Below are 23,241 nucleotides of genomic sequence, written 5' to 3'. Positions count from 1 at the left end.
CCTGACGAGAGAGGCGGAACCGCGCCGGGCGGGCTTAAAAGGCCGAATCACGGATATTTTAGCGGGTGGAGGGTGCGGGATCAAAGGGGGTGTAAAAAAGCGCCGCCATGTGTCAGGATGAGGGTCGGCTCGTCCACCGGCCTCCGGCCGGGCGAAGAAAAGGTTTTCTTCTCGTTCCGCCACCGCCTCCATGACGCCGCCGGTTGGAGGGACCGGGATGGCAGCCGGCCCGTTCGAGGTCAAATCCTGCGCCTTGATCGTGCGGATGGACGGCCTGCCCTCGGCCGTCAACCTTCGCGAGCTGCGCGACCGGACGGGCCGCTGCTCCGACAAGAGCATCTACCATCACACCATCGAGCGCCTGATCCGGCCCGGCTTCGACGAGCCCGAGTTCACCAACGACTTCGCCGCCTGGGCCTACCGCTCCCTGGGCGACCAGATCCTGGCCGAGCGCCTCGCCAACCTGGATCCGTTCGCGGCCTCCTCCATCGAGAGCCTCCGCGCGGACATCCTCGATATCCTGGAGGAGCGCCTCGCGGAGATCGAGCATCTCCCCTCGGTGCCCTGGGGCAAGGGCTTCTACTTCATGCAGGCGTCCATCGTGGTGTTCGATACGGGGATGCGCATCGGGAGGCCGGAGGACATCCTCGGCGCCCTCCGCAAGATGACCCGCCGGAGCCTGTACTTCCACTTCGTCGAGGGCCGGTCCCGTCATCAGGGGCCGGACGATTTCTCGGACTGGCTCCAGGCGCAGGGGGAGCTGGGGCGGCGGCTGGCCGGGGCGCTGGCCGGGGTGGACGTGCAGTTCTTCAACCTGCGGGACCTGAAGCAGGAGATGATCCGGCGCGCCCGCGGGGTCATCGGCGGCGGAGCGGAGGCATGAGGGAGATGCGGATCTCCTCCTACGCGAAGGTGGTGGGCCAGGAGAGCATCTCGCAGCTCCACCAGCTCGCCGAGGGCCTGCAGGGGCGGAAGGTCGTCCACGTGAACTCGACGCGCTACGGCGGCGGGGTGGCCGAGATACTGGCGTGGCTCACCCCCCTAATGAGCGACCTGGGCCTCGAGGTGTCCTGGGAGGTCATCGTCGGCAACGACGCCTTCTTCCAGGCCACCAAGAAGATCCACAACGGCCTCCAGGGCTTCCAGGAGGACTTCACCTCAGGGGACATCGCCGCCTACGACGACGTGACGGAGCGGAACGCCCAGGCGCTGCGCGAGAGGCTCTGCGAGGCGGACTTCGTCTTCATCCACGACCCCCAGCCGGCCGGGCTGATCGCGAAGTGCCCGGAGCGCCGGGGGAAATGGGTGTGGCGCTGCCACGTGGACGCGAGCCGCCCCCACCGCGCCGTGTGGCGGTGGCTGGAGCCCATCGCCGGAAAGTACGACGCCAGCATCTTCTCCATGCCGCAGTTCGCGCGGGCGCTGCCCCACCCGCAGTTCCTCATCGCGCCCAGCATCGATCCCCTGAGCGACAAGAACCGCCCCCTGACGGAGGCGGACATCCGGGCGGCGCTCGACAGGTTCCAGCTGGACCCGAAGCGGCCCATCCTCACGCAGGTGTCCCGCTTCGACCGCTTCAAGGATCCCATCGGCGTCATCCGGGCCTTCCGGATGCTCCGCACCCGGCCCCGTCCCCAGCTCGTGCTGGCGGGGGGCGGCGCGGCGGACGACCCCGAGGGCGGACGCATGTTCGGCGAGGTGCGGGCCTGCGCCGGGGACGACCCGGACATCCATGTGCTCAGCCTGGCCCCGGACGCCCACCTGACCATCAACGCCCTGCAGCGGGCCTCCTTCGTCATCATCCAGAAATCCACCCGCGAGGGCTTCGGCCTCACCGTCACCGAGGGCTTGTGGAAGGGCAAGCCCGTCATCGGCGGGGACACGGGCGGCATCCGCCTCCAGGTGCACGACTTCCACACGGGCTTCCTCGTGAACACCCCCGAGGGGGCGGCCCTGCGCATCCGCTATCTCTTGCAGCACCCCCGCCTCTACGCGCGCATGGCCGCCCAGGCCCACGGCTTCGTGCGCGACAACTTCCTGGTGACCCGCCACCTCCGGGAGTACCTGGCCCTCATGCTGAGCCTCCAGAGGGGAGGGGACCCGGGCCGGGAGATTCCGCTGTGACGAGAAGAGCGGACCCTCCCCTCCCGGGGCCCGAGGGCTCCGAGGCCGCCCGCTTCCTTGGCGGCCTGAAGGGCGCGCGCGCCGCCCTGCTCCTCCTGGATTACGACGGCACCCTCGCCCCCTTCCGGACGGAGCCGGCCGAGGCCGCCCCCTATCCGGGGGTCTTGCCTTTGCTCCAGGCCATCCGGGGGGAGGGCCGCACCCGCGTCGCCCTTATCAGCGGCCGCAGCCTGAACGGGCTCCTCCCCATGCTGGGGGTGGACCCCCTGCCCGAGGTGTGGGCCTCGCACGGGCGCGAGCGGCGCCTGGCGGACGGGAGGACCCGGGTCATCCCTCCCTCCCCGGAGCAGGCCCGGGGGCTGGAGGAGGCGGAGCGCCGCCTCGGCGGGTTTGGGCTCCCCTCGCGGCGGGAGAAGAAACCCTTCTCGCTCGCGTATCACGTCCGGGGGCTTCCGCCGGGGCGGGGGGAGGAGGCTCTCCGGGCGGTCCAGGGGCTGTGGGAAGAGGTGGCCCAGGCCTCGGGGCTCGAGCTCCTGCCCTTCGACGGGGGCCTCGAGCTGCGGGCGCCCGGCTGGACGAAGGGGGACGCGGTGCGGGCCATCCTGAAGGAGGCGCCGCCGGGCTGCCCCGCCGCCTACCTGGGCGACGACGAGACGGACGAGGACGCCTTCCGGGCGCTCGGGTCTCGGGGGCTGCCCGTCCTGGTGCGGGAGGCGTGGCGGCCCTCCAGCGCCCGCGCCTGGCTCCGCCCCCCGGGGGAGCTGACGGAGTTCCTGCGGCGGTGGCACGAGCGGACGGAGTGGAAAGAAAAAACCGGGGCGGGTCACCCCCCGCCCCGGTGAAAGCCGATCGGCGCCCGGCGCGTGCTTACACGCCGAACTTTTTCCGGAACATCTCCTGGATTTCCTTCGACTTCTTCTGAACCTCCTCCGGGGTGAAGTCAATGATTTTCAGCCCTTGGAGGGAGGGCAGGCCCTCGGGGTACTTGACGCCTGGATGGCCGACGTGGAGGCCGTTCTCCACGAGCGTCTGCTGCGCCTCCTGGCTGAAGAGGAAGTCGGTGAACACCTCGGCCGCGTTGGGATGGGGCGCCTTTTTGAGCACGGAGTGGGGAGAGGAAATGAACGCCACGCCCTCCTTGGGAAGCACCATCTTGATGGGCTCGCCCTTCTTGATGTCGCCGAAGGTGTTGTAGGCGGCGGTGCCGGCGACGACGTGGGCCTCGCCCCGGGCGACCAGCGGAATGACGGCCACGGCGGACTGCACGATCTTGGGCTGCAGGGCGGCGAGCTTATCGTAGTAGGCCCAGCCGTGCATGTTCACCAGCGAGAGCATCCCGACCGTGATGACCCCGCTGTAGGCGGGGTGGGCGTGGGCGATGAGGCCCTTCCAGCGCGGGTTGAGCACGTCGGCCCAGCTCTTGGGGGCGTCCTCGGGTTTCACGAGCTTGGTGTTGTAGGCGAGCACGTAGACGCTGGCCCGGAGGATGTTCCAGGAGCCGTCCGGGGTCGTGAAGGCGGGGATGAACTTCTCGGTCCCCTTGGGCTTGTAGGGCCGGAGGTGATTCTTCTTCATGTTGACAAAATGGCCGATGTTCGAGGTGTGGATGACGTCGGCCTTGAACACGTTGCCCTTGGCCTCCTGCAGGTAGCGCTGGTAGATCTTGCCCGAGCCGTCCCGGTGGAGGACGCAGGTGATCCCGGTCTTCTTGTCGTTGAACTGCTTGCAGACTTTCTGGGCGACGGAGAGCGAGAGCGAGGAATACCACATCACCTCGCCTTCCTTCTTCGCGGCCTGCATGTCCGCGGCCGGCGCCGGAGCGGCGGAAGCGGCGATGATCCCGGCGGCCACGAGGGCCAACCCAACTCGCACGGCAAATCGGAGCGGCATGCCTTCTCCTCCTCTGGGGATGCTTCGGCTTCTGCCGGGCGAAGGGCAGCCCCTCATCCGGCGTTTCCCGTTCAAGCGGCGAGATGAGTGGATTGTACCAAAAATGAGCCTGCCGCGGGGCAGGAATCCGCCCAGCGCCGGAACGGGGGAAATGCCGGGAAAACGCGGCCGGCGGAGGGGCGGGAGAGCGGGCGGCGCTTCCTCAGCGCCCCTTCAGGACGAGGATGAGGATCACGGCGAGGAGCAGCCCCACCCCCAGCCAGAGCATGCGGCCCTCGGTGCGCAGGTAGCCGGCCCATTCGGCCCGGGCCTCGCCTTCCGCTCCCTTCTCCGGGGGGATCTCCTCCTGCCTGAACGGGCGCAGCCGGAGGCGGCTCTGGGCAGTCCAGTTCAGGAGGGCGAAGTAGAGCAGGAAAAGGAGGAGGCCGCCGAGGCCCATGAAACGGGCCGCGGCGTGGCTCCCGAAGAGCCAGCTCCCCAGGGCGACGCCGGCGAGGGCGAGCAGGAAGAACGGGGCGCAGCCCGTGACCATCCGCTAGGCGCTCCTCTCGGTGCGCTTGCGGCCGAGGCGGTGCTCCTCCCCCCGGAAGAGGCGCCGGATGTTGTCCGCATGGCGGCGGACGATGAAGGCGGCGACGAGGGCCGAGGTGAGGACGGCGGGCTCGGGATAGCCCGCCGCCGCGCCGGCGACGGGCAGGGCGAGGGCGGCCAGGATCGAGCCCAGCGAGACGTAGCGGGTCGCGGCCACCGCCCCCGCGAAGACCAGCGCGGCCCAGGCGGCCGCGAGAGGAGTCCAGTAGAGGAAGACGCCGAACCCCGTGGCCACCCCCTTTCCGCCCTTGAAGCCGGTGAAGGGGGAGAACATGTGGCCCACGACCGCCCCCAGGGCGGCGGCCGGCAGGTGGAAGGGAAGGGGAGGGCTCCCCGGGGCGGCGAGCGCGGGAATCCAGGCGGCGGCGAGGATGCCCTTGAGGACGTCTCCGGCCAGGGTCAGGAGGCCGGGCAGCCAGCCGCTCGTGCGGATGACGTTGGTCGCGCCGATGTTTCCGCTCCCGGCCGCGCGCGGATCGGAGAGGCCGAGGAGGCGGGTGACGAGGACGCCGAAGGGGATCGAGCCGAGCAGGGCGGCGGCGAAGAAGACGAGGAATATCGAGAGGCTCACGTGAATTCCTGGAGGAGCTTGCGGAAATAATCCACGCCCGAGACGACCGCCACGGCCATCGCCGCCCAGATGAGGATGGTCCCCGCCGGCGGCAGCACCTCCAGGATCAAGAAGAGGACGGCGGCGGTCTGAAGGCCCATCTTCCACTTGCCGAGCCGGCTCGCGGGCACCACCTTCCCGTGCCGCAGGGCCACCGCGCGCAGCGCCGTCACCAGGAACTCCCGGCCCAGGATGATCCCGACGATCCAGGAGCCCACCTCGCCGAGGGCCACCAGGGGCAGGAGCGCGGCCACCATGAGCAGCTTGTCGGCCACCGGGTCCAGGATCTCGCCCAGGGGCGTGACCTGGCCGCGGGCGCGGGCCAGGTGGCCGTCCAGCCAGTCGGTGAAGGCGGCGGCTCCGAACAGCGCGGCGGCCACGGTGCGGGAGAAATTCGAGCCCTCGACCAGGAAGAGGACCAGCAGGGGGAGCATGAGGATGCGGGCGAGGGTGAGGCGGTTCGAGACGTTCAGGGACCGCCAGCCCTCGCCGGTCAGGAGCCGCGAGGCGGCCCTGCGCCAGCCGGAACGGGGGGCGGAGGCGGGGGCCCCTCCAAACGCCGCGTTGGTGGGCTCGGCCGGAGACATGGCTACCTCAGGTAGTCGAGCAGCGGCTTGTTCTTGGCGCGCGCCCGGAAGCGGCGGATGATCTTCTTCTCGATCTGCCGGATGCGCTCGCGGGAGAGGCCGATGCGCTGGCCGATCTCCTCGAGCGTCATGGGGTCGCCGTCGAAGCCGAAGCGCAGGCGGATGATCTCGCGCTCGCGCGGGTCGAGGCCCGCGAGAAGGTCCTCGATCTCTTCCTCGAGGGAGTGCTGCACCAGGTTGTCCTCGGCGGTGAGGACATCCTTCGCCTCGAGCAGGTCGAGGTAGCTCGTCTCCTCGCTCCCCGCGATGGGGGTGTCGAGCGAAAGGTAGTTGCGGTGGACGCGGAGGATGTTCTCCACGTCGTCCATCTTCATGTTGAGGCCCTCGGCCAGCTCCTCCGAGGAGGGCTCGCGGTCCATCTCCTGGCGGAGCCGCTGGTAGGTCTGCCCGATCTTGTGGATGAGGCCCGCCTGCTTGATCGGTAGGCGCACCGTGCCCGTGTGGTCGGCGATCGCGTGCATGATGGACTGGCGTATCCACCAGACGGCGTAGGTGATGAGCTTCACGCCCCGGTACGGGTCGAAGCGCCGGATCGCGTGGATGAGGCCGATGTTGCCCTCGTTGATGAGGTCCTCGAGCGACAGGCCGAAGCCCTTGTAGCGGTTCGCGACGCTCACGACGTAGCGGAGGTTGCAGCGGACGAGCCGGTTGAAGGCCTCCATGTCCCCGTCCTTGGCCCGGACGGCGAGCTCGTGCTCCTCCTCGCGGGTCAGGATGGGGTATTGGCCGATCTCGCGGAGGTAGATGGCGAGGGTGTCCTCGCTGGGAGGCTGGGAGGCCGGCTCGCGCTCCATCTCCTCGAGGAAGGACCCGCCCCCCGCCTCGGGCGCCTCCTCGGCGCGGGTTTCCTCCTCCAATTCGGCGGCGGGAGACTCGGAAACCGCGGGCTTCTTCCGCGGGCGCTTCGTCTTCGGAATGCCGGAGGAAGTCCGTTTCTTGGCCATCAGACCGATCCTGTAGCCGGCCCGGCGGCGGAGCGGCGGACGGAGAGATGAAGCGGCACCTTCATCGGATTCCGGATAGGTTGACGAGGCGCTGGTAGGCGCGCTGCGACAACGGGTTGTCCGGGTATTCCTTGATCAGGCCGCGAAAGGTATCGCCTGCTTTCTTGTAGCTCTCCTCCTGGACGTAGCTCTCCCCCAGGTAGTACATGGCCTCGGCGCGCAGGGCGGGCTGATCGCCGAACTCCCGGATGACCTCCTGGAAGCGGGGGATGGCGGAAACGCGCTTGCCCTTCGTCAGGTAGAAGTGGGCGATGAAGAGATGGTGGCGGGCCAGCCGGTCGCGGAGAATCTCGACCTTCTCCTTGGACTGGGCCGTGAACTCCGAGCGGGGGAAGCGCCGGAGCAGCTCCTGGAAGGTCTTGAGCGCGTCGCGCGTGACGGACTGCTCCTGGTCCGGCTCCAGGATGCGGTTGTAGTCCGACATCCCCAGGTAGTAGTAGGCGCGCGCCGTCTCCCGGCTGACGGGATAGAGCTGGACGTACTCGGCGTACTGCACCCGCGACTCGATGTACTCCTCCCCCTTGAAGTAGGAGTCGGCCAGGTTCAGCAGGGCCTGGCGGCGGTGGGCGCTGTCCGGGTATTCGCGCAGGAGGCGCTGGAAGGCCTGGCGCGCGCTCTCATAGCGCTCCGCCCGCAAGTCCTCCTGGCCGAGGAGCATGAGCTCGCCGGGCGAGCTCTTGTCCGCCTGGCGGACGGTGCATCCCCCGATGAGGAGGGCCCCCGCTAGGAGGAGGAGAGAATATCGGCGACTTCGCATGTGTCGGGCTCCACCGTGTGACGGCCGCAGGGCAATCAGCCGCGGCGATGGGAGGGACGAGCGGCCGGCAGCGACCGCATGATCTTAGGAGAGGGGGGCGAGAAGTGTCAAGGAAGCCACGATGGAAGGGGGGCGAAAGCGGGAGCCGGCCGGAGTTTCTTATTGCCGGCGGACGAGAAGGCGGTCGCCGGGGAAGATGACCGAGCTGGTGGAGAGGCTGTTCCAGCGGATGATGTCCTCGGGCGAGACGCCGTAAATGCGGGAGATGGTCCAGATGTTCTCGCCCGGCCCCACCACGTGGTGGGTTTCCTGCGGGGGAGAGGCGGGAGGCTCGGCTTCGGCCCGCGTCCCGGAGGCCGGCAGGTTCACCTGAGTCCCGGGGCGCAGGCGGCGCGGGTCGAGGCGGGGGTTCAGCTCGAGGAGCTGCCTCAGGGGCAGATTGAAGCGCTTGGCGATGCCCGAGAGGGTATCGCCCGGCTGGATGCGGTAGCCGCTGGGTGCGGGATGAGCCTCCCGGGGGGCCTTGGCCAGCCGCTGCAGGAGAAGCACCGTCTTCCCGGGAGGGAGCCTCAGGCCGAAGCCGCCGCCGGGCGGGGTGATGCCGAGCCGGAGGTGGGGATTGAGGTCGGCGAGCTCCTGGATGGGGACTCCCGCGAGCTGGGAGATCATCCTCAGTGAAACGGCGTGAGGCAGCTTCGCCATGTCGTAGCGCAGGGGCTCGTCGTATTCCAGCCCCGCGAAGCCGAAGACCTCGGGGTGCTTGGCGAGCATCATGCCGGCGATGAACTTGCCCACGTAGTTCTTGGTCTCGATCGGAAGATGGGAGGTCCGGGCGAGGGCCCAGTAGGTGGACAGGCCGGACTCGCGGATGGCGCTGCGGATGCGGTTCTCCCCGGCGTTGTAGGCGGCCAAGGCGAGGTGCCAGTCCCCGAACTCTTTGTGGAGGTAGGTGAGATAGCTGGCGGCCGCGCGGGTGGATTTCATCGGGTCGCGCCGCTCGTCGAGATAGCGATCCACCCGGAGGCCCATGCGCCGGGCCGTCCCCTCCATGAACTGCCAGGGCCCCACCGCTCCGGCCCGGGAGCGGGCGCGCAGGCTGAAGCCGCTTTCGATGAGCGGAACGTAGGCCAAGTCCTCGGGGACGCCTTCTTCCTTCAGTATCTGGCGGATGTAGGGAAGATAGCGCCCGCCCCGCTGAAGCCAGACGGCGAAGAGGTCGCGGCCGGGGCCGGTGAAGTAGTCCACCCAGCGCTCGACCAGGGCGTTGCGCAGGATGGGAACCTCAAAGACGAAGCTGGGCGTCTGCTCCCCGCCTGGGGAAGCGGGCTGGGCCTGCGGCGCCTCGTCGGCGCTCTCCCCCTCGGGCACCGGGAGGTTCAGGTCGTGCGGCGGGACGGCGCCCGATTCGAGCTCCTGGCGCGGGAAGCCCAAATCGATGAAGGGCGGAAGCGAGACGGCGGAAGAGGGAGAGGACGGAGCGGACGGACGATAAGGGGCGGGCAGACGGACATCCGAAGGATGGCGTGGGGGGGGAAGGGCCGAGAGGGCCGGATTCCCCCCTTCCTCCCCGGGCAAGCCGGAGGCCCACCCGGAGCAGCCCGCCGCCAACAGCCCGCATATGAGCAAACCGGCCCACTTCGAGGTCGAGCTCATCCACCTTCCGCCGAGGCGGTACGGGCGCACGCCTCACATTGACGACAAACCAAGCCGAATTAGGCGGGAAGATGGTAGCAACGATTCGTTTACGGGGCAATTCGGCGGGGCCGGAAAAAAGCGGCGAATTTACGCTCTATGTTCGCTCGCCTTGAGTTCCTGGAAGAGCCACAGCTGGGGCTCCACCCGGTGGACGGGAATGGGATAGTTGCCCGTGAAGCAGGCGGCGCAGAACTCGCCCCCCCGGGGATGCACGCACCGCAGGAGGCCCTCGAGCGAGAGGTAGGCCAGGCTGTCGGCGTTGAGATAGAGGCGCGTCTCCTCGACCGACTTGGCCGAGGCGATGAGCTCCTTCCGGGTAGGCATGTCGATGCCGAAGAAGCACGGGTGGGTGATGGGCGGGGAGCTGATGCGCATGTGGACCTCCGAGGCGCCCGCCTTCCGGATCATCTCGACGATCTTGCGGCTGGTCGTCCCCCGGACGATGGAGTCGTCCACCACCACCACCCGCTTCCCATCGAGGTAGGCCCTCATGGGGTTGAGCTTCACCTTCACCCCGAAATGCCGGATGGACTGCTGGGGCTCGATGAAGGTGCGCCCGACATAATGGTTCCGCACCAGGCCCCACTCCAGCGGGAGCCCCGACTCCGCCGAGTAGCCGAGGGCGGCGGCGAGCCCCGAGTCGGGCACGGGAATGACGATGTCGGCGTCCACCGGGCTCTCTCGCGCCAGCTCGACGCCCAGCTGGCGCCGGACCGTATAGACGTTCTCGCCGAAGATGTAGCTGTCCGGCCGGGCGAAGTAGATGAACTCGAAAATGCACTGGGTGGGCCGGATCGGCGGGAAGGGGAACATGCTGTGCAGCCCCTCCTCGTCCACCACGATCATCTCCCCCGGCGCCACCTCCCGCACGAAATCCGCCTCGATCAGGTCGAGCGCGCACGTCTCGCTCGCCAGCACCCATACCTCGCCGCCGGCCGGCGCGCTCATCCGGCCCAGGACGAGGGGCCGGAAGCCGTTCGGGTCGCGCACCCCGACGAGCTTGTCGCGGGTCATCATCATGAGGGTGAAGGCGCCCTCCAGGCGGTTCAGGGCGTCCACGATGGCGCCCTCGGTCTCCTGCTCGAGCGAACGGGCGATGAGGTGGAGGATGACCTCGCTGTCCGTCGTGCTGCGGAAGATGGAGCCGGTCGCCTCGAGTTCCCGCCGCAGGTCGCCGGCGTTGACGAGGTTTCCGTTGTGCCCCAGGGCGATGATCCCCCTCGAGTAGGTCACGAGGAAGGGCTGCGCGTTGACGATGTGGGACTGCCCGGCCGTCGAGTAGCGGTTGTGGCCGATGGCGAGGTGGCCCTTGAGCCTGTCGAGGCGCGCCTCGGTGAAGATGTCGGCGACGTGGCCCATGCCGACCTCGCTGTGGACGCGCTCGCCGTCCGAGGCCACGATGCCCGAGCTCTCTTGCCCGCGGTGCTGGAGGGCGTAAAGGCCCAGGTAGGTGAGGTTCGCTGCCTCGGGATGGCCGTAGATCCCGAAGACGGCACATTCCTCGTGCGGGTGATCGTCGAAAGGTGTCATGCTCCAAAGACCTCATCCAGGGCGCCCGCCCAGGCCGCCCGTAGCTCGCTCAGCTCCACGTCCATGGCCGGGAAGCCGTCCGGCGCCTCGACCCGGAGATGGGGGCCCGTTACCGCGCCGAGGGCCAGGAGGCCCACCTCCCGCCGTCCCGCCGCCTCGTGCAGCCGCCCCTCCGCCTCGGGAGGGGCCGAGATCAGTATCCGGGAGGCCGCTTCCCCGAAAAGCCTCCCGTCCAGCCGCCCCACCCCCTCGGGGAGCCGGATGTGCGCCCCCAGGCGGGAGGAGGGAGAGGCCAGGCAGGCCTCGGCCAGGGCGAGGGCCAACCCACCGTCCGATAGGTCGTGCGCCGAGCGGATGAAGCCGCCCAGTATCCCCTCCCGGCACAGCCCCTGGACGGCAGCCTCCGCGGGGAGAGAGATGGAAGGGGGCCGTCCGCCCTCCCGGCCGCAGCGCACCCAGACGTACTCGTGCGCGCCCCCGGAGGGGAGCGGCGCCTCCCGGCCCGGGTGCAGGAGGTAGAGAATGTCCCCCTCGCGCGCCAGCCCGATGCCCGCCCGCCGGCCGGCCTCCTCCAAGAGGCCCACCATGCCGACGATCGGCGTGGGATAAATATCCACGCCTTGCGTCTCATTATAGAAGCTTACGTTCCCGCTGACGACGGGCACGCCCAGCACGCGGCAGGCCTCGGCCATGCCCTCGATGGCGGCCGAGAACTGGGCCATGACGGCGGGCCGCTCGGGGTTCCCGAAATTGAGGCAGTTCGTCATGGCGATGGGGAGGGCCCCGGTGCAGCTCACGTTGCGGGCGGCCTCGGCCACGGCGAGCATCCCGCCCGCATAGGGATCGAGCATGCAATAGCGCGCGTTCCCGTCGGTCGCGAGGGCGAGGGCCTTGGAGGTGCCCTTGAGGCGGAGGAGCGCGGCGTCCCCGCCCGGGGGCGTCAGGGTGTTGGTGCGGACCATGTAGTCGTACTGGCGCCAGATGGCCTTCTTGAGCCCCTGGTTGGGGTGGGCCAGCAGGGCGAGGAGAGAGGGCCCGAGGTCCTTCTCCGCGGGCAGGGTTTCGAGGGGGTCGGCCGAGGGGAGCCCCCGCCCGGGCCGCAGGGGCCGCTCGTAGGCCGGAGCCTCGTCCGTGAGGGCCCTCACCGGCAGATCGGCCACGGTCCGGCCCCCGGACTCCACCCGCAGGCGCCCGTCCGCCGTCACCTCGCCGACCACCGCCATCGGGAGGTCCCAGCGCTCGAAGATCTCCCGCACCTCGCCCTCGCGCCCCCGCTGGGCCACGAGGAGCATCCGCTCCTGGCTCTCGGAGAGCATGAGCTCGTAGGGGGTCATACCCTCCTCGCGCCGGGGGACGGCGTCGAGCCGCAGGAGGAGACCCGTGCCCGCCCGGCCGGCCATCTCGACCGAGGAGGAGGTGAGGCCCGCCGCCCCCATGTCCTGGATGCCGACGACCGAGCCCCTCTTCATGAGCTCGAGGCAGGCCTCCAGGAGGAGCTTCTCCCGGAAAGGGTCGCCCACCTGGACGGTGGGACGCTTTTCCAAGGCCTTCTCGTCGAAGCCCGCCGAGGCCATCGAGGCGCCGTGGATGCCGTCCCGGCCGGTGGCGGCGCCCACGTAGATGACCGGGTTGCCCACGCCGGAGGCCGTGCCCCGGAAGATGGCGTCCGAGCGCATGACGCCCGCGCACATGACGTTGACCAGGATGTTCCCGTTGTAGCAGGGATGGAAGCAGGTTTCTCCTCCCACCGTGGGAACGCCCATGCAGTTGCCGTAGCCCGCGATGCCGGCCACCACCCCGCCCGCGAGATAGGGGGTGCGGTCGTGGCCCACGGCGCCGAAGCGCAGGCTGTCGAGCAGGGCGATGGGCCGGGCGCCCATGGTGAAGACGTCCCGGAGGATGCCCCCCACCCCCGTGGCCGCGCCCTGGTAGGGCTCGATGAAGGAGGGGTGGTTGTGGCTCTCCATCTTGAAGGCGACGGCCAGGCCGTCCCCCACGTCCACGACGCCCGCGTTCTCCCCCGGGCCCTGGAGGACGCGGGGGCCCTTGGTGGGGAACTTCTTGAGATGGACGCGGCTGCTCTTGTAGGAGCAATGCTCGTTCCACATGGCGGAGAAGACGCCCAGTTCGGTCAGGTTGGGCTCCCGGCCCAGAAGCCCGGCGATGCGGCGCCACTCCTCCTCCGAGAGGCCGTGCTCTCGCGCGGTGTCCAGGGTGGCGGGGGCGTTCGCCCAGGCGCCGGCCGTGCTCATGCGGTGACGACGGAGAGGACGGACTGGAAGAGCCTGAGCCCGTCCTCGCTCCCCATGTCGGGCTCGCTGGCGCGCTCGGGGTGGGGCATGAGGCCGAGGACGTTCCCCGCCCGGTTGCATACGCCGGCGATGTGGGCGGTCGAGCCGTTGGGGTTGGCCTCCGGGGTGAGCCCCCCCTCGGCGTCGCAGTAGCGGAAGACGACCTGCCCGTGCACCTCCATCTCGGCCAGGGTCTCCGGGGCGCAGAAGAAGCTGCCCTCACCGTGGGCGATAGGCATCTTGAGGCGCTCCCCCGCGTCGATGGCCTGGGTGAAGGGGGTGCGGGAGGTCTCGCAGCGGAGCCAGACGTCGTCGCAGATGAAGCGTAGGGAGGCGTTCCGCCGCAGCGCCCCCGGCAGGAGGCCCGCCTCGGTCAGGATCTGAAAGCCGTTGCAGGTGCCGAGCACGGGGCGCCCCTGGGCCGCATGGCGGCGCACCGCCTCCATCACGGGCGAGAAGCGCGCAATGGCGCCCGCGCGGAGGTAGTCCCCGTAGCTGAAACCGCCGGGGACGATCACCACGTCGGCGCCGCCGAGGCCGCCCTCCTTGTGCCAGACGAAGTGCGCGTCGGCGCCGAGGACGTGCTTGACGGCGTGGTAGGAGTCGTGGTCGCAGTTGGAACCCGGGAAAACCAGCACGGCGAAGCGCATCTTCAACCTATTCGGCGGGGGCGGGGGCGTTGATCTCGATCCGGAAGTCCTCCAGGACGGGGTTCGCGAGGAGCTGGCGGCACATCTTCTCCACCTGGGCGCGCTGCTCCTCGGGCCGGCCGTTGGCCAGCTCGATCTCGATGTAGCGGCCCACCCGCACCCCCTCGACGTCCTGGAAGCCGAGGGAGGAGAGCGCGCCGCGGACGGCCTCGCCCTGGGGGTCGAGGACGCCCCGCTTGTACGTCACGTAGACGACGGCTTTCGCCACCGGAATCCCTTTCCGCCTCAGCGGGAGACGATCCGCTCCACCTCGGCGTAGGCCTCCTCGACCTGGCCCAGATCGCGGCGGAAGCGATCCTTGTCGAGCTTGCGGCCCGTGCCCTTCTCCCAGAGGCGGCAGCCGTCGGGGGTGATCTCGTCCCCGAGGAGGAGCTTCCCGCCCTCGGCCGGGCAGCGGCCGAACTCGAGCTTGAAGTCCACGAGATCCACGTTCCGCTCGCCGAAGAAAGCCTGGAGGATCTGGTTCACCTTGAGGGCGTAGGCGCGCATCTGGGCCAGCTCCTCGCGGGTGCCCAGGCCGAAGGCCGAGACGGTGTCCTCGTTGATCATCGGGTCGTCCAGGGCGTCGTTCTTGAGGTGGAGGTCGATGATGGGGTGGGGGAGCTTCATCCCCTCCTCGACCCCCATCCGCTTGGCGAGGTTCCCGGCGGCGATGTTCCGCACCACCACCTCGACCTTGATGATGTCGAGCCGCTTCACCAGCATCTCGCGGTCCGAGAGGGTTTTGACGAAGTGGGTGGGGATGCCCTCCTTCTCCACCACCTGGAAGAGCCGGGACGAGATGTGATTGTTAAAGATTCCCTTCGACTCGATGGTCCCCCGCTTTCTCGCGTTGAATGCGGTGGCGTCGTCCTTGAAGAATTGGATGTAATAGGCCGGGTCGCCGGTCTCGTAGACTGCCTTGGCTTTTCCCTCGTAAATCTTGGCTTTTCGCTCCATGAGGCATCTCTCCCATCGGCCTCCCGGGGGGCCGTGGCGGGTTTCCAGGGCCGTTTTCCGCCTTGCGTCGGGCACACGGTGGAGGGAAGGGCGGGGAAGGCATCCCCGAGCGCTTCTTATCCTACCACAACGGCCCCGAAACGGTCAGTCCTCCTCCGCGAAAACCCGGCGGAAAATGCCGTCCACATGGCGGAAATGTGAGTCCAGGTCGAAGCACCGCGCGAGCTCCGCCTCCCCGAGCACCCCCCCCACCCCAGGGTCGGCCAGGAGCCGGGCCTGGAAGTCCCCACCCTTGGCCCAGACCTCCATGGCGGGCCCCTGCACCCGGGCGTAGGCCTCCTCCCGGGTGAGGCCCTTCCGGATGAGGGCCAGCATCACGTGCTCGCTCAGGAGGAGGCCCCGCGAGCGCTCGAGATTCTCCTTCATCCGCTCCGGATAGACCACCCAGCGGTCCATCAGCTCCTCGAGCTTGGCCAGCATGTAGTCCACCAGGATGGCGCTGTCCGGCAGGATGACCCGCTCGACCGAGGAGTGGCTGATGTCGCGCTCGTGCCAGAGGGGGACGTTCTGGAGCGCCGCCATGGCGTTCCCCTGCACCACCCGGGCCAGGCCGCAGAGCTGCTCCGAGACCACCGGGTTCCGCTTGTGGGGCATGGCGGAGCTGCCCTTCTGGCCGGGGCTGAAATACTCCTCGGCCTCGCCCACCTCGGTCCGCTGGAGGTGCCGCACCTCCGTCGCCACCCGGGCGATGCTCGCCGAGACGAGGGCCAGCGCGGCATGGTACTCGGCGTGCCGGTCGCGCTGGACGATCTGGCCGCTCGCGGGCTCGGCCTCGAGCCCCAGGCGGCGAAGGATGGCCTCCTCCACCTCGGGAGCGATGTGGGGGCTGACCCCCACCGCCCCCGAAATCTTCCCCACCCGCACCGTCTCGCGCGCCCGCCGCACCCTCTCCCCGGCGCGGCCGAACTCGGCGTGCCAGACGGCGATCTTGAGCCCCAGGGTGGTGGGCTCGGCATGCATGCCGTGGGTGCGCCCGGCGATGAGGGTGCGCTTGTGCTCGTGCGCCCGGCGCTTGAGCACGGCCCGGAGGCGGGCGATGTCGTCCAGGAGGATGTCCGCCGCCCGGACGAGCTGGAGGGCCAGCGCCGTGTCGAGCGCGTCGCTGCTCGTGAGCCCCATGTGGATGAAGCGCGAGGCGGGGCCCACGTTCTCGGCCACGTTGGTGAGGAAGGCGATGACGTCGTGCTTGGTGACGCGCTCGATCTCGCGCACCCGGGCGGGGTCGAAGGCCGCCTTGGCCTTGATCTCGGCCACCGCCTCCTTCGGGATCTCGCCGCGCTCGGCCAGCTCCTCGCAGACGGCGATCTCCACATCGAGCATCCGCTGGAGGCGCTCGCGCTCCTCCCAGACTCGGGCCATCTCGGGCCGGGCGTAGCGCGGGATCATGGGGCCGCCTCGCTCAGCGGGCCGCCCGGGCCGAAGCGGGGGGTGGCCCGGTCCTGGCTCGCGGCGAAGGGCGCGAAGGCGCACCCGTTCAGGGCGTCCGAGGCCCGCTCCAGCACGATGCGCTCCTCGTTGTTCTCCTGGCTGATGTGGGCGCACACCACCCACTCGAGGTCCGGCCCCGCCACTTCGGCGAGGAGGCCGGCCGCGTCCTCGTTCGAGAGATGGCCGAGCTTCCCGCGGATGCGCTGCTTGAGGGGCCAGGGGTAGGGCCCCGAGAGCAGCATGTCGAGCTCGTGGTTGAACTCGAGGATGAGCCCCTGCACCCCCTTCATCCGCTCCCGCACGAGGCGGGTGACGAAGCCCATGTCGGTCGCCAGGCCCACCCGGTAGCCGTCACCGTTCTCGAGGAGGAGGCCGAAGGGGTCCGCCGCGTCGTGGGGGACGCTGAAGGGCTCGAGCCGGACGCCCGCCAGCTCGAAGGGTGCCCCGATCTCGACCTCGTGCCATCGCCCGATGGGGCCCAGAAGCCCCGCCCCCGCCTCCCGCGTGGCCCGGTTCGTCCAAATGGGAAGCCCCCACTTGCGGGCCAGGGCCCCCGCCCCGCGCACGTGGTCGATGTGCTCGTGCGTCACCACCAGCCCGGCCAGCTCGGAGGGAGAGACGCCGAAGGCCGCCAGGCGCCCGGCGATCTGGCGGGCGCTCAGCCCCGCGTCGATGAGGAAGGCCCCCTCGCTCCCCCTTACGAGGATGGCGTTCCCCTGGCTCCCGCTTGCGAGAAGAGCGATTTCCACAGGCGCCCCTTTTCGATCAGCCGTGGACGAGGGCGGGCCGCTGGCGCTCCCAGTAGCGCGCCGCGCCCTCCTCGATCGGGGTGAAGGCGCGGCGCCAGCCGGCCGCGCGCAGCTTCTCCATCCGGGCCTCGGTGAAGTACTGGTAGCGCTCCCGGATGGGGGGCGGAGTGTCGATGAAGTCGACCCGGGGCTCGGCCCCCACGGCGGCGAAGGCCGCATGGACGAGGTCCAGGAAGGTGCGCGCCCGGCCCGTCCCCAGGTTGTAGATGCCGTCCGGTAGGCCCTGGCGCCAGGCGTGGATGAGCGCCTCCACGAGGTCGTCCGCCAGGATGAAGTCGCGCTTCTGGTGGCCGTCCGGGATGCCTTCCCTGTGGGAGCGGAAGAGCCGTACCCGTCCGCCCGCCTTGATCTGGGTGAAGGCCTGGCGCAGCACGCTCGACATCTTGCCCTTGTGGGTCTCGCCGAAGCCGTAGACGTTGAAGAAGCGGAACCCGGCCCAGCGCGGGGGCCTGGCCGACTGCCCCAGCTCCCCCAGCGCCCATTCGTCGAAGCGCTGCTTGGAGGCGCCGTAGGGGTTGAGGGGCGAGAAGGCCCCCGGAGGGGTCGAGTCGTCGTAGCCCTGGGAGCCGTCCCCATAGACGGCGGCGCTGCTCGCGTAGAGGAAGGGCGCCTCGAGGCGAGCCGCCAGGCCCCACAGGGTCCGGGTGTAGGCCGTGTTCATGCGGTCCATGTAGGCCTCGTCGTAGTTCGTCGTGTCGGTGCAGGCCCCCATGTGGAAGATGGCCTCCACGTCCCCGGGGCGCCGCCCGGCGAGCCAGGCCGGGAGCTTCTCGCGGTCCACGATCTCGGCCGGGGGATTCGCCTTGAAGATGGCGGCGATCTCGGGCCGCGACCGGAAGTGGCCCGGGGCGTCGGCCGCGACGACGCGCGCGCCCTCTTCCGCGAGCCGCTCGGCCAGGCGCGCCCCGATGAAGCCCGCGGCGCCCGTCACGAGGAGGAGGGGGCGGCTCATCGCGTCTCCTTCGCCGGGGCGTAGCGCTCCACGATGGTCTCGACGATCTGGGTGGTCGAGAAACCCTCGACGTAGGGGAGTACCTCGACCCGCCCGCCGTAGGATTCGACCGCGTCCTTCCCCACCACCTGGTCCGGGCCGTAGTCCCCGCCCTTGACCAGGATGTCCGGGCGCACGGCCTCGATGAGCTTGAGGGGGGTGTCCTCGGCGAAGAAGACCACGAAGTCCACGCAGGCGAGCGCCCCGAGGAGCTCGGCCCGCTGGCGCCCGCCGATGAGGGGCCGGCCCGGACCCTTGAGGCGCCGCACCGAGCCGTCGTCGTTCAGGCCGATGACCAGGAGGTCCCCCAGCCGCCGCGCCTGCTGGAGGTACTGGATGTGGCCCACGTGGATGAGGTCGAAGCAGCCGTTCGTGAAGACGATCTTGCGGCCCATCGCCCGCTCGCGGTTCAGGCGGCGCTGGAGGTCGGCGAGGGAGAGCACCTTCTCCCCGGCCCCCTCGCGCTTCCCGTCGAGCGCGGACTCGAGCTCGGCCGGAGTCACCACGGCGGTGCCCACCTTGCCGACCGCGATGCCCGCCCCCAGGTTCGCCAGGTGCGCGGCCTCGGCCGGGGAGGCGCCCCCGATGAGGGCAAGGCCGAAGAGGGCGGCGGCGGTGTCCCCCGCCCCGGTCACGTCGTACACCTCGAGGGCCCGGGCGGCCTCGTGGGCGATGCGGCCCTCGCGGCCGAAGAGCGTCATCCCGGCCGCCCCGCGCGTCACGAGGATGAGCTCGGCCTGGGTCTCGGCCAGGAGTTTCCGGGCCGCTTTCTCCAGGTTGTCCTCCGTGTCCACCGGGAGCCCCGACGCCAGGGCCACCTCGGCCAGGTTGGGGGTCAAGGCCCGGGCGCCCCGGTACTTGGCGTAGTCGCGCCCCTTGGGGTCCACGACGGCAGGGATCTTCATGCTTCTCGCCCGGGCGAGGAGCGCCTGGGCGAGCGGGGGGCTCAGGACGCCCTTGAGGTAGTCCGAGCAGAGTACGCCCTGCACCCCTTCGAGCGCGCCGGGGAGGGCGCCGAGGAGCGCCTCCTCGGCGGCGGGGGGCGGAGGGGCATCCGCCTCCTTGTCCACCCGCAGGACGTGCTGGCTCCGGGCCAGGAGGCGCGTCTTGGAGATGGTGGGCCTGCCCGCGGCGCGCCGGACGAAGCGGGTGTCGATCCCCGCCTCCCCGGCCAGGGCGAGGAGGCGATCCCCCTCGGCGTCCTCGCCGACGCTGCCGAGCAGGCGCACCTCGCAGCCCAGGGCGGCCAGGTTGTGCGCCACGTTCGCGGCGCCGCCCAGGGCCTCGTTCTCGGCCCGCCAGCGGAGCACCTGGACGGGGGCCTCGGGCGAGATGCGATCCACGTCGCCCCAGACGTAGCGGTCCAGCATGAGGTCCCCGGCCACGAGGAGGCGGGGAGGGGTCTTGCCGAGGAGGCGGGAGAGGGTGGAGGTCATTGTGCCCCCTCGTCCGGGAAGGCCGCGTCCAGCCGGTGGCAGAGGTAGTGCAGGGCGGCCTCGTGGGCTTCCTGGATGAAGTCGGTGTCGCGCGAGGGAACGGCCAGGACGATCCCGGCCGCGGCCGAGCCTCCGCCCTCTCCGGTGAGGAGGGCGGTCCTGGCCCCGATTCTGCGGGCGCGGTCGAGGGCGGCCGCCACGTTGGGGGATTTTCCGCTCGTGGAGAGGCCCAGGGCCAGGTCGCCGGGCCGGGCCAGGGCCTCGATTTGGCGGGAGAAGACGTGCTCGTAGCCGAAGTCGTTGGCGATGGCGGTCAGGGAGGCGGTCTCCGCCGTGAGGGAGAGGGCTGGAAGGGGTCGGCGGTTACTGAGGAATCGGCCCGTCAGCTCCCCCGCGAAGTGCTGGGCGAGGGAGGCGCTCCCGCCGTTCCCGAAAACGAGGATCTTCCCCCCGGCCCGCAGGCAGGCCAGGGCGGCCTCGGCCAAAGCCTCGAGTTGGCGGGGGTATTCGCCCGCCGACGCGGCCTCGAAGCGGCGGGCGCGGTCAGCCAGGAATTCCCGTGCCGAGAGATCCACCGCTTTCCTCGCATTATCTCGCTGGAGCGAGCGGGCGAAGGCTTCTCAGGCGTGGTGGCGGGCGGTTTCGACGGGGCCAATCTAGCCGATCCGCCCCCGGAATTTCAAGGAGGCCATCCCGCCTCGGCGAAACTGAAGAAGGCGCCCCGGCCCACGATGACGTGGTCCAGCAGCGGCACCCCCACGAGCTGGCCGCTCTGGCGCAGGCGGGAGGTGAGGGCCCGGTCCTCGGGGGAGGGCCCGGGGTCGCCGCTCGGATGGTTGTGGACGCAGACGACGGCGGCCGCCCGCTCCCGCAGGGCCGCGCTGAAAACCTCGCGCGGGTCCACGGCCGTCCCGGCCAGGGTGCCGCGCGAGATGGTCATCTCCCGGTTCAGGCGGTGCTTGGTGTCGAGGAGGAGGAGGCGGAACTCCTCGTGGGGGAGGCCGGACATCGGGGCGCTGAGGTGGCGGAAGACGTCCTCCCCGCCGTGGAAGGCGGGGCGGCCGGCGCCGTCGTGGTTCCCGAGCCGCCGGGCGAGCTCGATGCCCGCCTTGAGCTGGGAGGCCTTGGCCGGCCCCAGGCCCTTGATCTCGCAGAGCTCGGCCACCGAGGCGGCCGCGAGGCCAGCGAGGCCGCCGAACTGGGCGAGGAGGGCCAGGGCGAGATCGAGGGCGGAGCGCGAAGTGTCGCCGGTGCGCAGGAGGATGGCGAGGAGTTGGGCGTCGCTGAGGGAGTCCGCGCCCTTTTCGATCAGGCGCTCGCGGGGGCGCTCGGCGCTCGGCCAATGCTTGATGGGCCGCCGCCCCGAGGTCATCTCGATGCGGCCTCGGCGAATATCCTCTGGCGGAAGTCCTCGGCTGTGAGCCGGATGCCCTCGTCGAACGAAACCTTGGGCTCCCATTTCAGGATCTCGCGCGCCCGGCTGATGTCGGGCTTGCGCACCTTGGGATCGTCCACCGGGAGGGGCTTGTGGACGATGGGGGCCGGGGTGCCGGTCAGTTCCTTGATGCGGCGGGCCAACTCGAGAATGGTCATCTCGTGCGGGTTTCCGAGGTTCACCGGCTCGTGGAACTCGCTCTCCATGAGGCGGATGAGCCCCTCGACCAGGTCGGAGACGTAGCAGAAGCTCCGCGTCTGGGAGCCGTCGCCGTAGACGGTGAGGGGCTCGTTCCGGATGGCCTGGGAGAGAAAGGCCGGGATGGCGCGGCCGTCGGCGATCCGCATGCGCGGCCCGTAGGTGTTGAAGATGCGCACGATGTGGACGTTGACGCCGTGGGCGCGGTGGTAGGCCATGGTGATGGCCTCGGCGAAGCGCTTGGCCTCGTCGTACACGCCCCGGGGGCCGATGGGATTGACGTTGCCCCAGTAGTCCTCCCGCTGGGGATGGATCTCCGGGTCGCCGTAAACCTCCGAGGTCGAGGCGAGGAGGAAGCGCGCCCTCTTGGCCATGGCGAGGCCCAGGGCGTTGTGCGTGCCGAGGGAGCCCACCTTGAGGGTCTGGATCGGATACTGGAGATAATCGTTGGGGCTGGCCGGGCTGGCCATGTGGTAGATGGCGTCGACGGGGCCGTCGATCTTCACGTGCTCGCTGATGTTGTGCTTGTGGAGGGAGAAGCGCCCCCCGCCACGCTTGAGGAGCGCCTCGGTGTGGGCGGGGCTGCCGGTGATGAAGTTGTCCACGCAGATGACTTCGTGGCCCCGGTCGATGAGCCGATCCGACAGGTGGGAGCCGATGAAGCCCGCGCCGCCGGTCACGACGATGCGCACTATGCGTTCTCCTTGGGGGCGGCCGAGGGCCGTCCGATGCTGTGGTACTCGATGCCGGCGGCGGCCACCTGCTCGGGAGGGTAGATGTTGCGCCCGTCGAAGATGATGGGCTGGCTCATGGCGTCGCGCAGCCGCGAGAGGTTGAGCTGGATGAACTCGCGCCACTCGGTGACGATGACGGCGGCGTCAGCCCCCTGGACCGCCTCGTAGGCGTTCCGGCAGTACTCGACGTTCTCCTCGCCGATGATGGGCTTGGCCTTCTCGACGGCGACGGGGTCGTAGGCGCGGAGGGCCGCCCCGGCCTTCTGGAGCAGGGAGCAGATCTCCACGCTCTTGGCCTCGCGCATGTCGTCGGTGTCGGGCTTGAAGGCGAGGCCGAGGATGGCGATGCTCCGTCCCGAGAGCGGCCTGGGGCCGCCGTTGCTCAGGCGGTCGATGACGCGCTGCGCGAAACGGGGGACGCGGGAGTCGTTCTCCGCGGTGACGCTCGTGAGAATCTCGAAGGGCGCGCCGAAATCCTGCGAGGTGTGCAGGAGTGAGTCCACGTCCTTGGGGAAGCACGAGCCCCCGTAGCCCAGCCCCGCCTCGAGGAAGGCGCTGCCGATGCGCGCGTCGGCCCCGATCCCCTTGGCCACGGCCTTGACGTCCGCCCCCGCGCGCTCGCAGAGATTCGCGACCGAATTGATGAAGCTGATCTTGGTGGCGAGGAAGGCGTTCGAGGCGTACTTGATGATCTCCGCGCTGTGCATGTCCGTGATGAGGATGGGGCGCTCCAGCGGGCGGTACAGCTCCGACAAGCGGGCCGCGGCCTCCTTGGAGGAGGTGCCGATCACGATGCGGTCCGGCTGGAGCGTGTCCCGGATGGCCTGGCCCTCCCGCAGGAACTCGGGGTTGCTGACCACCTCGAAGGGGGTGCCGTTGTGCCGGTGGGCCTCGATGACATTGCGGACGAAGTCCCCCGTCCCCACGGGGACGGTGCTCTTGGTCACGATGATCTTGGACTCGTGCAGGGCCTCGGCGATGTCCCTGGAGGCGGCCTCGACCTGGGAGAGATCCGTCCGTCCGTCTTCCTTGGGCGGGGTGCCCACGCAGATGAAGACAATCTCGCTGCGGCGGACGGCGAAGGCGGTCGAGGTGGTGAATTCGAGCCGGCCCTCGCGGCGGTTGTGGGAGATCATCTCGGGGAGGCGGGGTTCGTAGATGGGGCATTCGCCCTTCTGGAGGGTCCTGATCCGGTTCTCGTCGACGTCCACGCAAATGACATCGTTGCCCATGTCGGCGAATACGGCTCCGGTGACCAGACCCACGTAGCCGGAGCCGATGACGCATATATTCATTTGTATAAAATCCTTTCCTGCTCAGGGAAATACCTGAGAGGGAGTGTTTTCCTCTCCATAAAGCCGC

23 protein-coding genes are annotated in these 23,241 nt (G+C 69.8%); 3 read left to right on the top strand and 20 right to left on the bottom strand.

Annotation, left to right across the window (positions count from 1 at the left end; translation table 11 throughout):
- The first annotated feature begins 217 nt into the window (after window positions 1-217).
- From HYZ11_15530 to otsB, 3 genes are read left to right on the top strand one after another with little or no spacing between them, the layout of a single operon-like run.
- Window positions 218-883, top strand: coding sequence for a hypothetical protein (locus HYZ11_15530; protein ID MBI3129017.1), 666 nt, complete (start codon window positions 218-220; stop codon window positions 881-883).
- The gene (locus HYZ11_15525; GenBank protein ID MBI3129016.1) at window positions 880-2,124 is read left to right on the top strand and encodes a glycosyltransferase; all 1,245 of its coding nucleotides are present in this window, start codon (window positions 880-882) and stop codon (window positions 2,122-2,124) included. Before HYZ11_15530 ends, HYZ11_15525 begins: the two co-directional genes overlap by 4 nt.
- Window positions 2,121-2,966 carry a trehalose-phosphatase gene (gene otsB, locus HYZ11_15520; protein ID MBI3129015.1) on the top strand — a complete coding sequence of 282 codons (846 nt, stop codon included), beginning with the start codon at window positions 2,121-2,123 and terminating at the stop codon, window positions 2,964-2,966. The genes HYZ11_15525 and otsB overlap by 4 nt, the downstream gene beginning before the upstream one ends.
- Before the next feature lie 25 nt (window positions 2,967-2,991).
- On the opposite strand, the gene HYZ11_15515 is transcribed toward otsB, so the two are convergent.
- The 20 genes from HYZ11_15515 to HYZ11_15420 form a co-directional block, all read right to left on the bottom strand.
- Window positions 2,992-4,014 carry an extracellular solute-binding protein gene (locus tag HYZ11_15515; GenBank protein MBI3129014.1) on the bottom strand — a complete coding sequence of 341 codons (1,023 nt, stop codon included), beginning with the start codon at window positions 4,012-4,014 and terminating at the stop codon, window positions 2,992-2,994.
- 202 nt (window positions 4,015-4,216) lie between these two features.
- Window positions 4,217-4,546, bottom strand: coding sequence for a hypothetical protein (locus HYZ11_15510; protein ID MBI3129013.1), 330 nt, complete (start codon window positions 4,544-4,546; stop codon window positions 4,217-4,219).
- Between the two features lie 3 nt (window positions 4,547-4,549).
- Window positions 4,550-5,176, bottom strand: coding sequence for a glycerol-3-phosphate 1-O-acyltransferase PlsY (plsY, locus tag HYZ11_15505; GenBank protein MBI3129012.1), 627 nt, complete (start codon window positions 5,174-5,176; stop codon window positions 4,550-4,552).
- Complete coding sequence (gene pgsA, locus HYZ11_15500) at window positions 5,173-5,688, bottom strand: CDP-diacylglycerol--glycerol-3-phosphate 3-phosphatidyltransferase (protein MBI3129011.1); 516 nt, start codon at window positions 5,686-5,688, stop codon at window positions 5,173-5,175. Before pgsA ends, plsY begins: the two co-directional genes overlap by 4 nt.
- A 116-nt stretch (window positions 5,689-5,804) precedes the next feature.
- On the bottom strand, window positions 5,805-6,806 hold the full coding sequence (locus HYZ11_15495) for an RNA polymerase sigma factor RpoD/SigA (protein MBI3129010.1): 1,002 nt from the start codon (window positions 6,804-6,806) through the stop codon (window positions 5,805-5,807).
- Window positions 6,807-6,867: 61 nt separating this feature from the next.
- Window positions 6,868-7,623, bottom strand: a complete 756-nt coding sequence (gene bamD, locus HYZ11_15490; protein MBI3129009.1) for an outer membrane protein assembly factor BamD — start codon at window positions 7,621-7,623, stop codon at window positions 6,868-6,870.
- A 159-nt stretch (window positions 7,624-7,782) separates the two neighbouring features.
- Window positions 7,783-9,276: a LysM peptidoglycan-binding domain-containing protein gene (locus HYZ11_15485; GenBank protein ID MBI3129008.1), complete on the bottom strand. Its 1,494-nt coding sequence runs from the start codon at window positions 9,274-9,276 to the stop codon at window positions 7,783-7,785.
- 129 nt (window positions 9,277-9,405) lie between these two features.
- On the bottom strand, window positions 9,406-10,848 hold the full coding sequence (locus HYZ11_15480; GenBank protein MBI3129007.1) for an amidophosphoribosyltransferase: 1,443 nt from the start codon (window positions 10,846-10,848) through the stop codon (window positions 9,406-9,408).
- Window positions 10,845-13,100, bottom strand: a complete 2,256-nt coding sequence (gene purL / locus HYZ11_15475; GenBank protein MBI3129006.1) for a phosphoribosylformylglycinamidine synthase subunit PurL — start codon at window positions 13,098-13,100, stop codon at window positions 10,845-10,847. The genes HYZ11_15480 and purL overlap by 4 nt, the downstream gene beginning before the upstream one ends.
- Entirely contained in the window at window positions 13,097-13,789 is a 693-nt protein-coding gene (gene purQ, locus HYZ11_15470; GenBank protein MBI3129005.1) for a phosphoribosylformylglycinamidine synthase subunit PurQ, read from the bottom strand. Before purQ ends, purL begins: the two co-directional genes overlap by 4 nt.
- A 7-nt stretch (window positions 13,790-13,796) precedes the next feature.
- Window positions 13,797-14,057 (bottom strand): phosphoribosylformylglycinamidine synthase subunit PurS, encoded by a 261-nt coding sequence (gene purS, locus HYZ11_15465; protein MBI3129004.1) that lies wholly within the window; start codon window positions 14,055-14,057, stop codon window positions 13,797-13,799.
- 17 nt (window positions 14,058-14,074) lie between these two features.
- The gene (locus HYZ11_15460) at window positions 14,075-14,788 is read right to left on the bottom strand and encodes a phosphoribosylaminoimidazolesuccinocarboxamide synthase (GenBank protein ID MBI3129003.1); all 714 of its coding nucleotides are present in this window, start codon (window positions 14,786-14,788) and stop codon (window positions 14,075-14,077) included.
- Between the two features lie 144 nt (window positions 14,789-14,932).
- A complete protein-coding gene (locus tag HYZ11_15455; protein MBI3129002.1) occupies window positions 14,933-16,234 on the bottom strand; it encodes an adenylosuccinate lyase in 1,302 nt (433 codons plus the stop codon).
- Entirely contained in the window at window positions 16,231-17,025 is a 795-nt protein-coding gene (locus HYZ11_15450) for an MBL fold metallo-hydrolase (GenBank protein MBI3129001.1), read from the bottom strand. Before HYZ11_15450 ends, HYZ11_15455 begins: the two co-directional genes overlap by 4 nt.
- Window positions 17,026-17,041: 16 nt before the next feature.
- A complete protein-coding gene (gene rfaD / locus HYZ11_15445; GenBank protein MBI3129000.1) occupies window positions 17,042-18,037 on the bottom strand; it encodes an ADP-glyceromanno-heptose 6-epimerase in 996 nt (331 codons plus the stop codon).
- Window positions 18,034-19,512, bottom strand: a complete 1,479-nt coding sequence (gene rfaE1, locus HYZ11_15440) for a D-glycero-beta-D-manno-heptose-7-phosphate kinase (GenBank protein MBI3128999.1) — start codon at window positions 19,510-19,512, stop codon at window positions 18,034-18,036. Before rfaE1 ends, rfaD begins: the two co-directional genes overlap by 4 nt.
- The gene (locus HYZ11_15435) at window positions 19,509-20,087 is read right to left on the bottom strand and encodes an SIS domain-containing protein (protein ID MBI3128998.1); all 579 of its coding nucleotides are present in this window, start codon (window positions 20,085-20,087) and stop codon (window positions 19,509-19,511) included. Before HYZ11_15435 ends, rfaE1 begins: the two co-directional genes overlap by 4 nt.
- Before the next feature lie 104 nt (window positions 20,088-20,191).
- Entirely contained in the window at window positions 20,192-20,884 is a 693-nt protein-coding gene (gene radC, locus HYZ11_15430; protein ID MBI3128997.1) for a DNA repair protein RadC, read from the bottom strand.
- Window positions 20,881-21,837, bottom strand: a complete 957-nt coding sequence (locus HYZ11_15425; GenBank protein ID MBI3128996.1) for an SDR family oxidoreductase — start codon at window positions 21,835-21,837, stop codon at window positions 20,881-20,883. Before HYZ11_15425 ends, radC begins: the two co-directional genes overlap by 4 nt.
- Window positions 21,837-23,174, bottom strand: coding sequence for a UDP-glucose/GDP-mannose dehydrogenase family protein (locus HYZ11_15420; protein ID MBI3128995.1), 1,338 nt, complete (start codon window positions 23,172-23,174; stop codon window positions 21,837-21,839). Before HYZ11_15420 ends, HYZ11_15425 begins: the two co-directional genes overlap by 1 nt.
- Window positions 23,175-23,241 lie beyond the last annotated feature (67 nt).

It is taken from the genome of Candidatus Tectomicrobia bacterium (genome assembly GCA_016192135.1).
GTDB lineage: Bacteria > UBA8248 > UBA8248 > UBA8248 > UBA8248 > 2-12-FULL-69-37.
Note: the sequence above shows the minus strand (reverse complement) of the source record. Positions and strands in the feature narration are given on the sequence as shown.

Bases quoted from the DNA above. Each gene is read 5' to 3' on its own strand.
- HYZ11_15480 (MBI3129007.1), bottom strand. From the start codon at position 10,848: ATGACACCTTTCGACGATCACCCGCACGAGGAATGTGCCGTCTTCGGG.
- HYZ11_15455 (MBI3129002.1), bottom strand. From the start codon at position 16,234: ATGATCCCGCGCTACGCCCGGCCCGAGATGGCCCGAGTCTGGGAGGAG.
- HYZ11_15485 (MBI3129008.1), bottom strand. From the start codon at position 9,276: ATGAGCTCGACCTCGAAGTGGGCCGGTTTGCTCATATGCGGGCTGTTG.
- purQ (MBI3129005.1), bottom strand. From the start codon at position 13,789: ATGCGCTTCGCCGTGCTGGTTTTCCCGGGTTCCAACTGCGACCACGAC.
- bamD (MBI3129009.1), bottom strand. From the start codon at position 7,623: ATGCGAAGTCGCCGATATTCTCTCCTCCTCCTAGCGGGGGCCCTCCTC.
- HYZ11_15460 (MBI3129003.1), bottom strand. From the start codon at position 14,788: ATGGAGCGAAAAGCCAAGATTTACGAGGGAAAAGCCAAGGCAGTCTAC.
- HYZ11_15525 (MBI3129016.1), top strand. From the start codon at position 880: ATGAGGGAGATGCGGATCTCCTCCTACGCGAAGGTGGTGGGCCAGGAG.
- radC (MBI3128997.1), bottom strand. From the start codon at position 20,884: ATGACCTCGGGGCGGCGGCCCATCAAGCATTGGCCGAGCGCCGAGCGC.
- rfaD (MBI3129000.1), bottom strand. From the start codon at position 18,037: ATGAGCCGCCCCCTCCTCCTCGTGACGGGCGCCGCGGGCTTCATCGGG.
- rfaE1 (MBI3128999.1), bottom strand. From the start codon at position 19,512: ATGACCTCCACCCTCTCCCGCCTCCTCGGCAAGACCCCTCCCCGCCTC.
- HYZ11_15510 (MBI3129013.1), bottom strand. From the start codon at position 4,546: ATGGTCACGGGCTGCGCCCCGTTCTTCCTGCTCGCCCTCGCCGGCGTC.
- HYZ11_15515 (MBI3129014.1), bottom strand. From the start codon at position 4,014: ATGCCGCTCCGATTTGCCGTGCGAGTTGGGTTGGCCCTCGTGGCCGCC.
- purL (MBI3129006.1), bottom strand. From the start codon at position 13,100: ATGAGCACGGCCGGCGCCTGGGCGAACGCCCCCGCCACCCTGGACACC.
- HYZ11_15420 (MBI3128995.1), bottom strand. From the start codon at position 23,174: ATGAATATATGCGTCATCGGCTCCGGCTACGTGGGTCTGGTCACCGGA.
- HYZ11_15495 (MBI3129010.1), bottom strand. From the start codon at position 6,806: ATGGCCAAGAAACGGACTTCCTCCGGCATTCCGAAGACGAAGCGCCCG.
- HYZ11_15530 (MBI3129017.1), top strand. From the start codon at position 218: ATGGCAGCCGGCCCGTTCGAGGTCAAATCCTGCGCCTTGATCGTGCGG.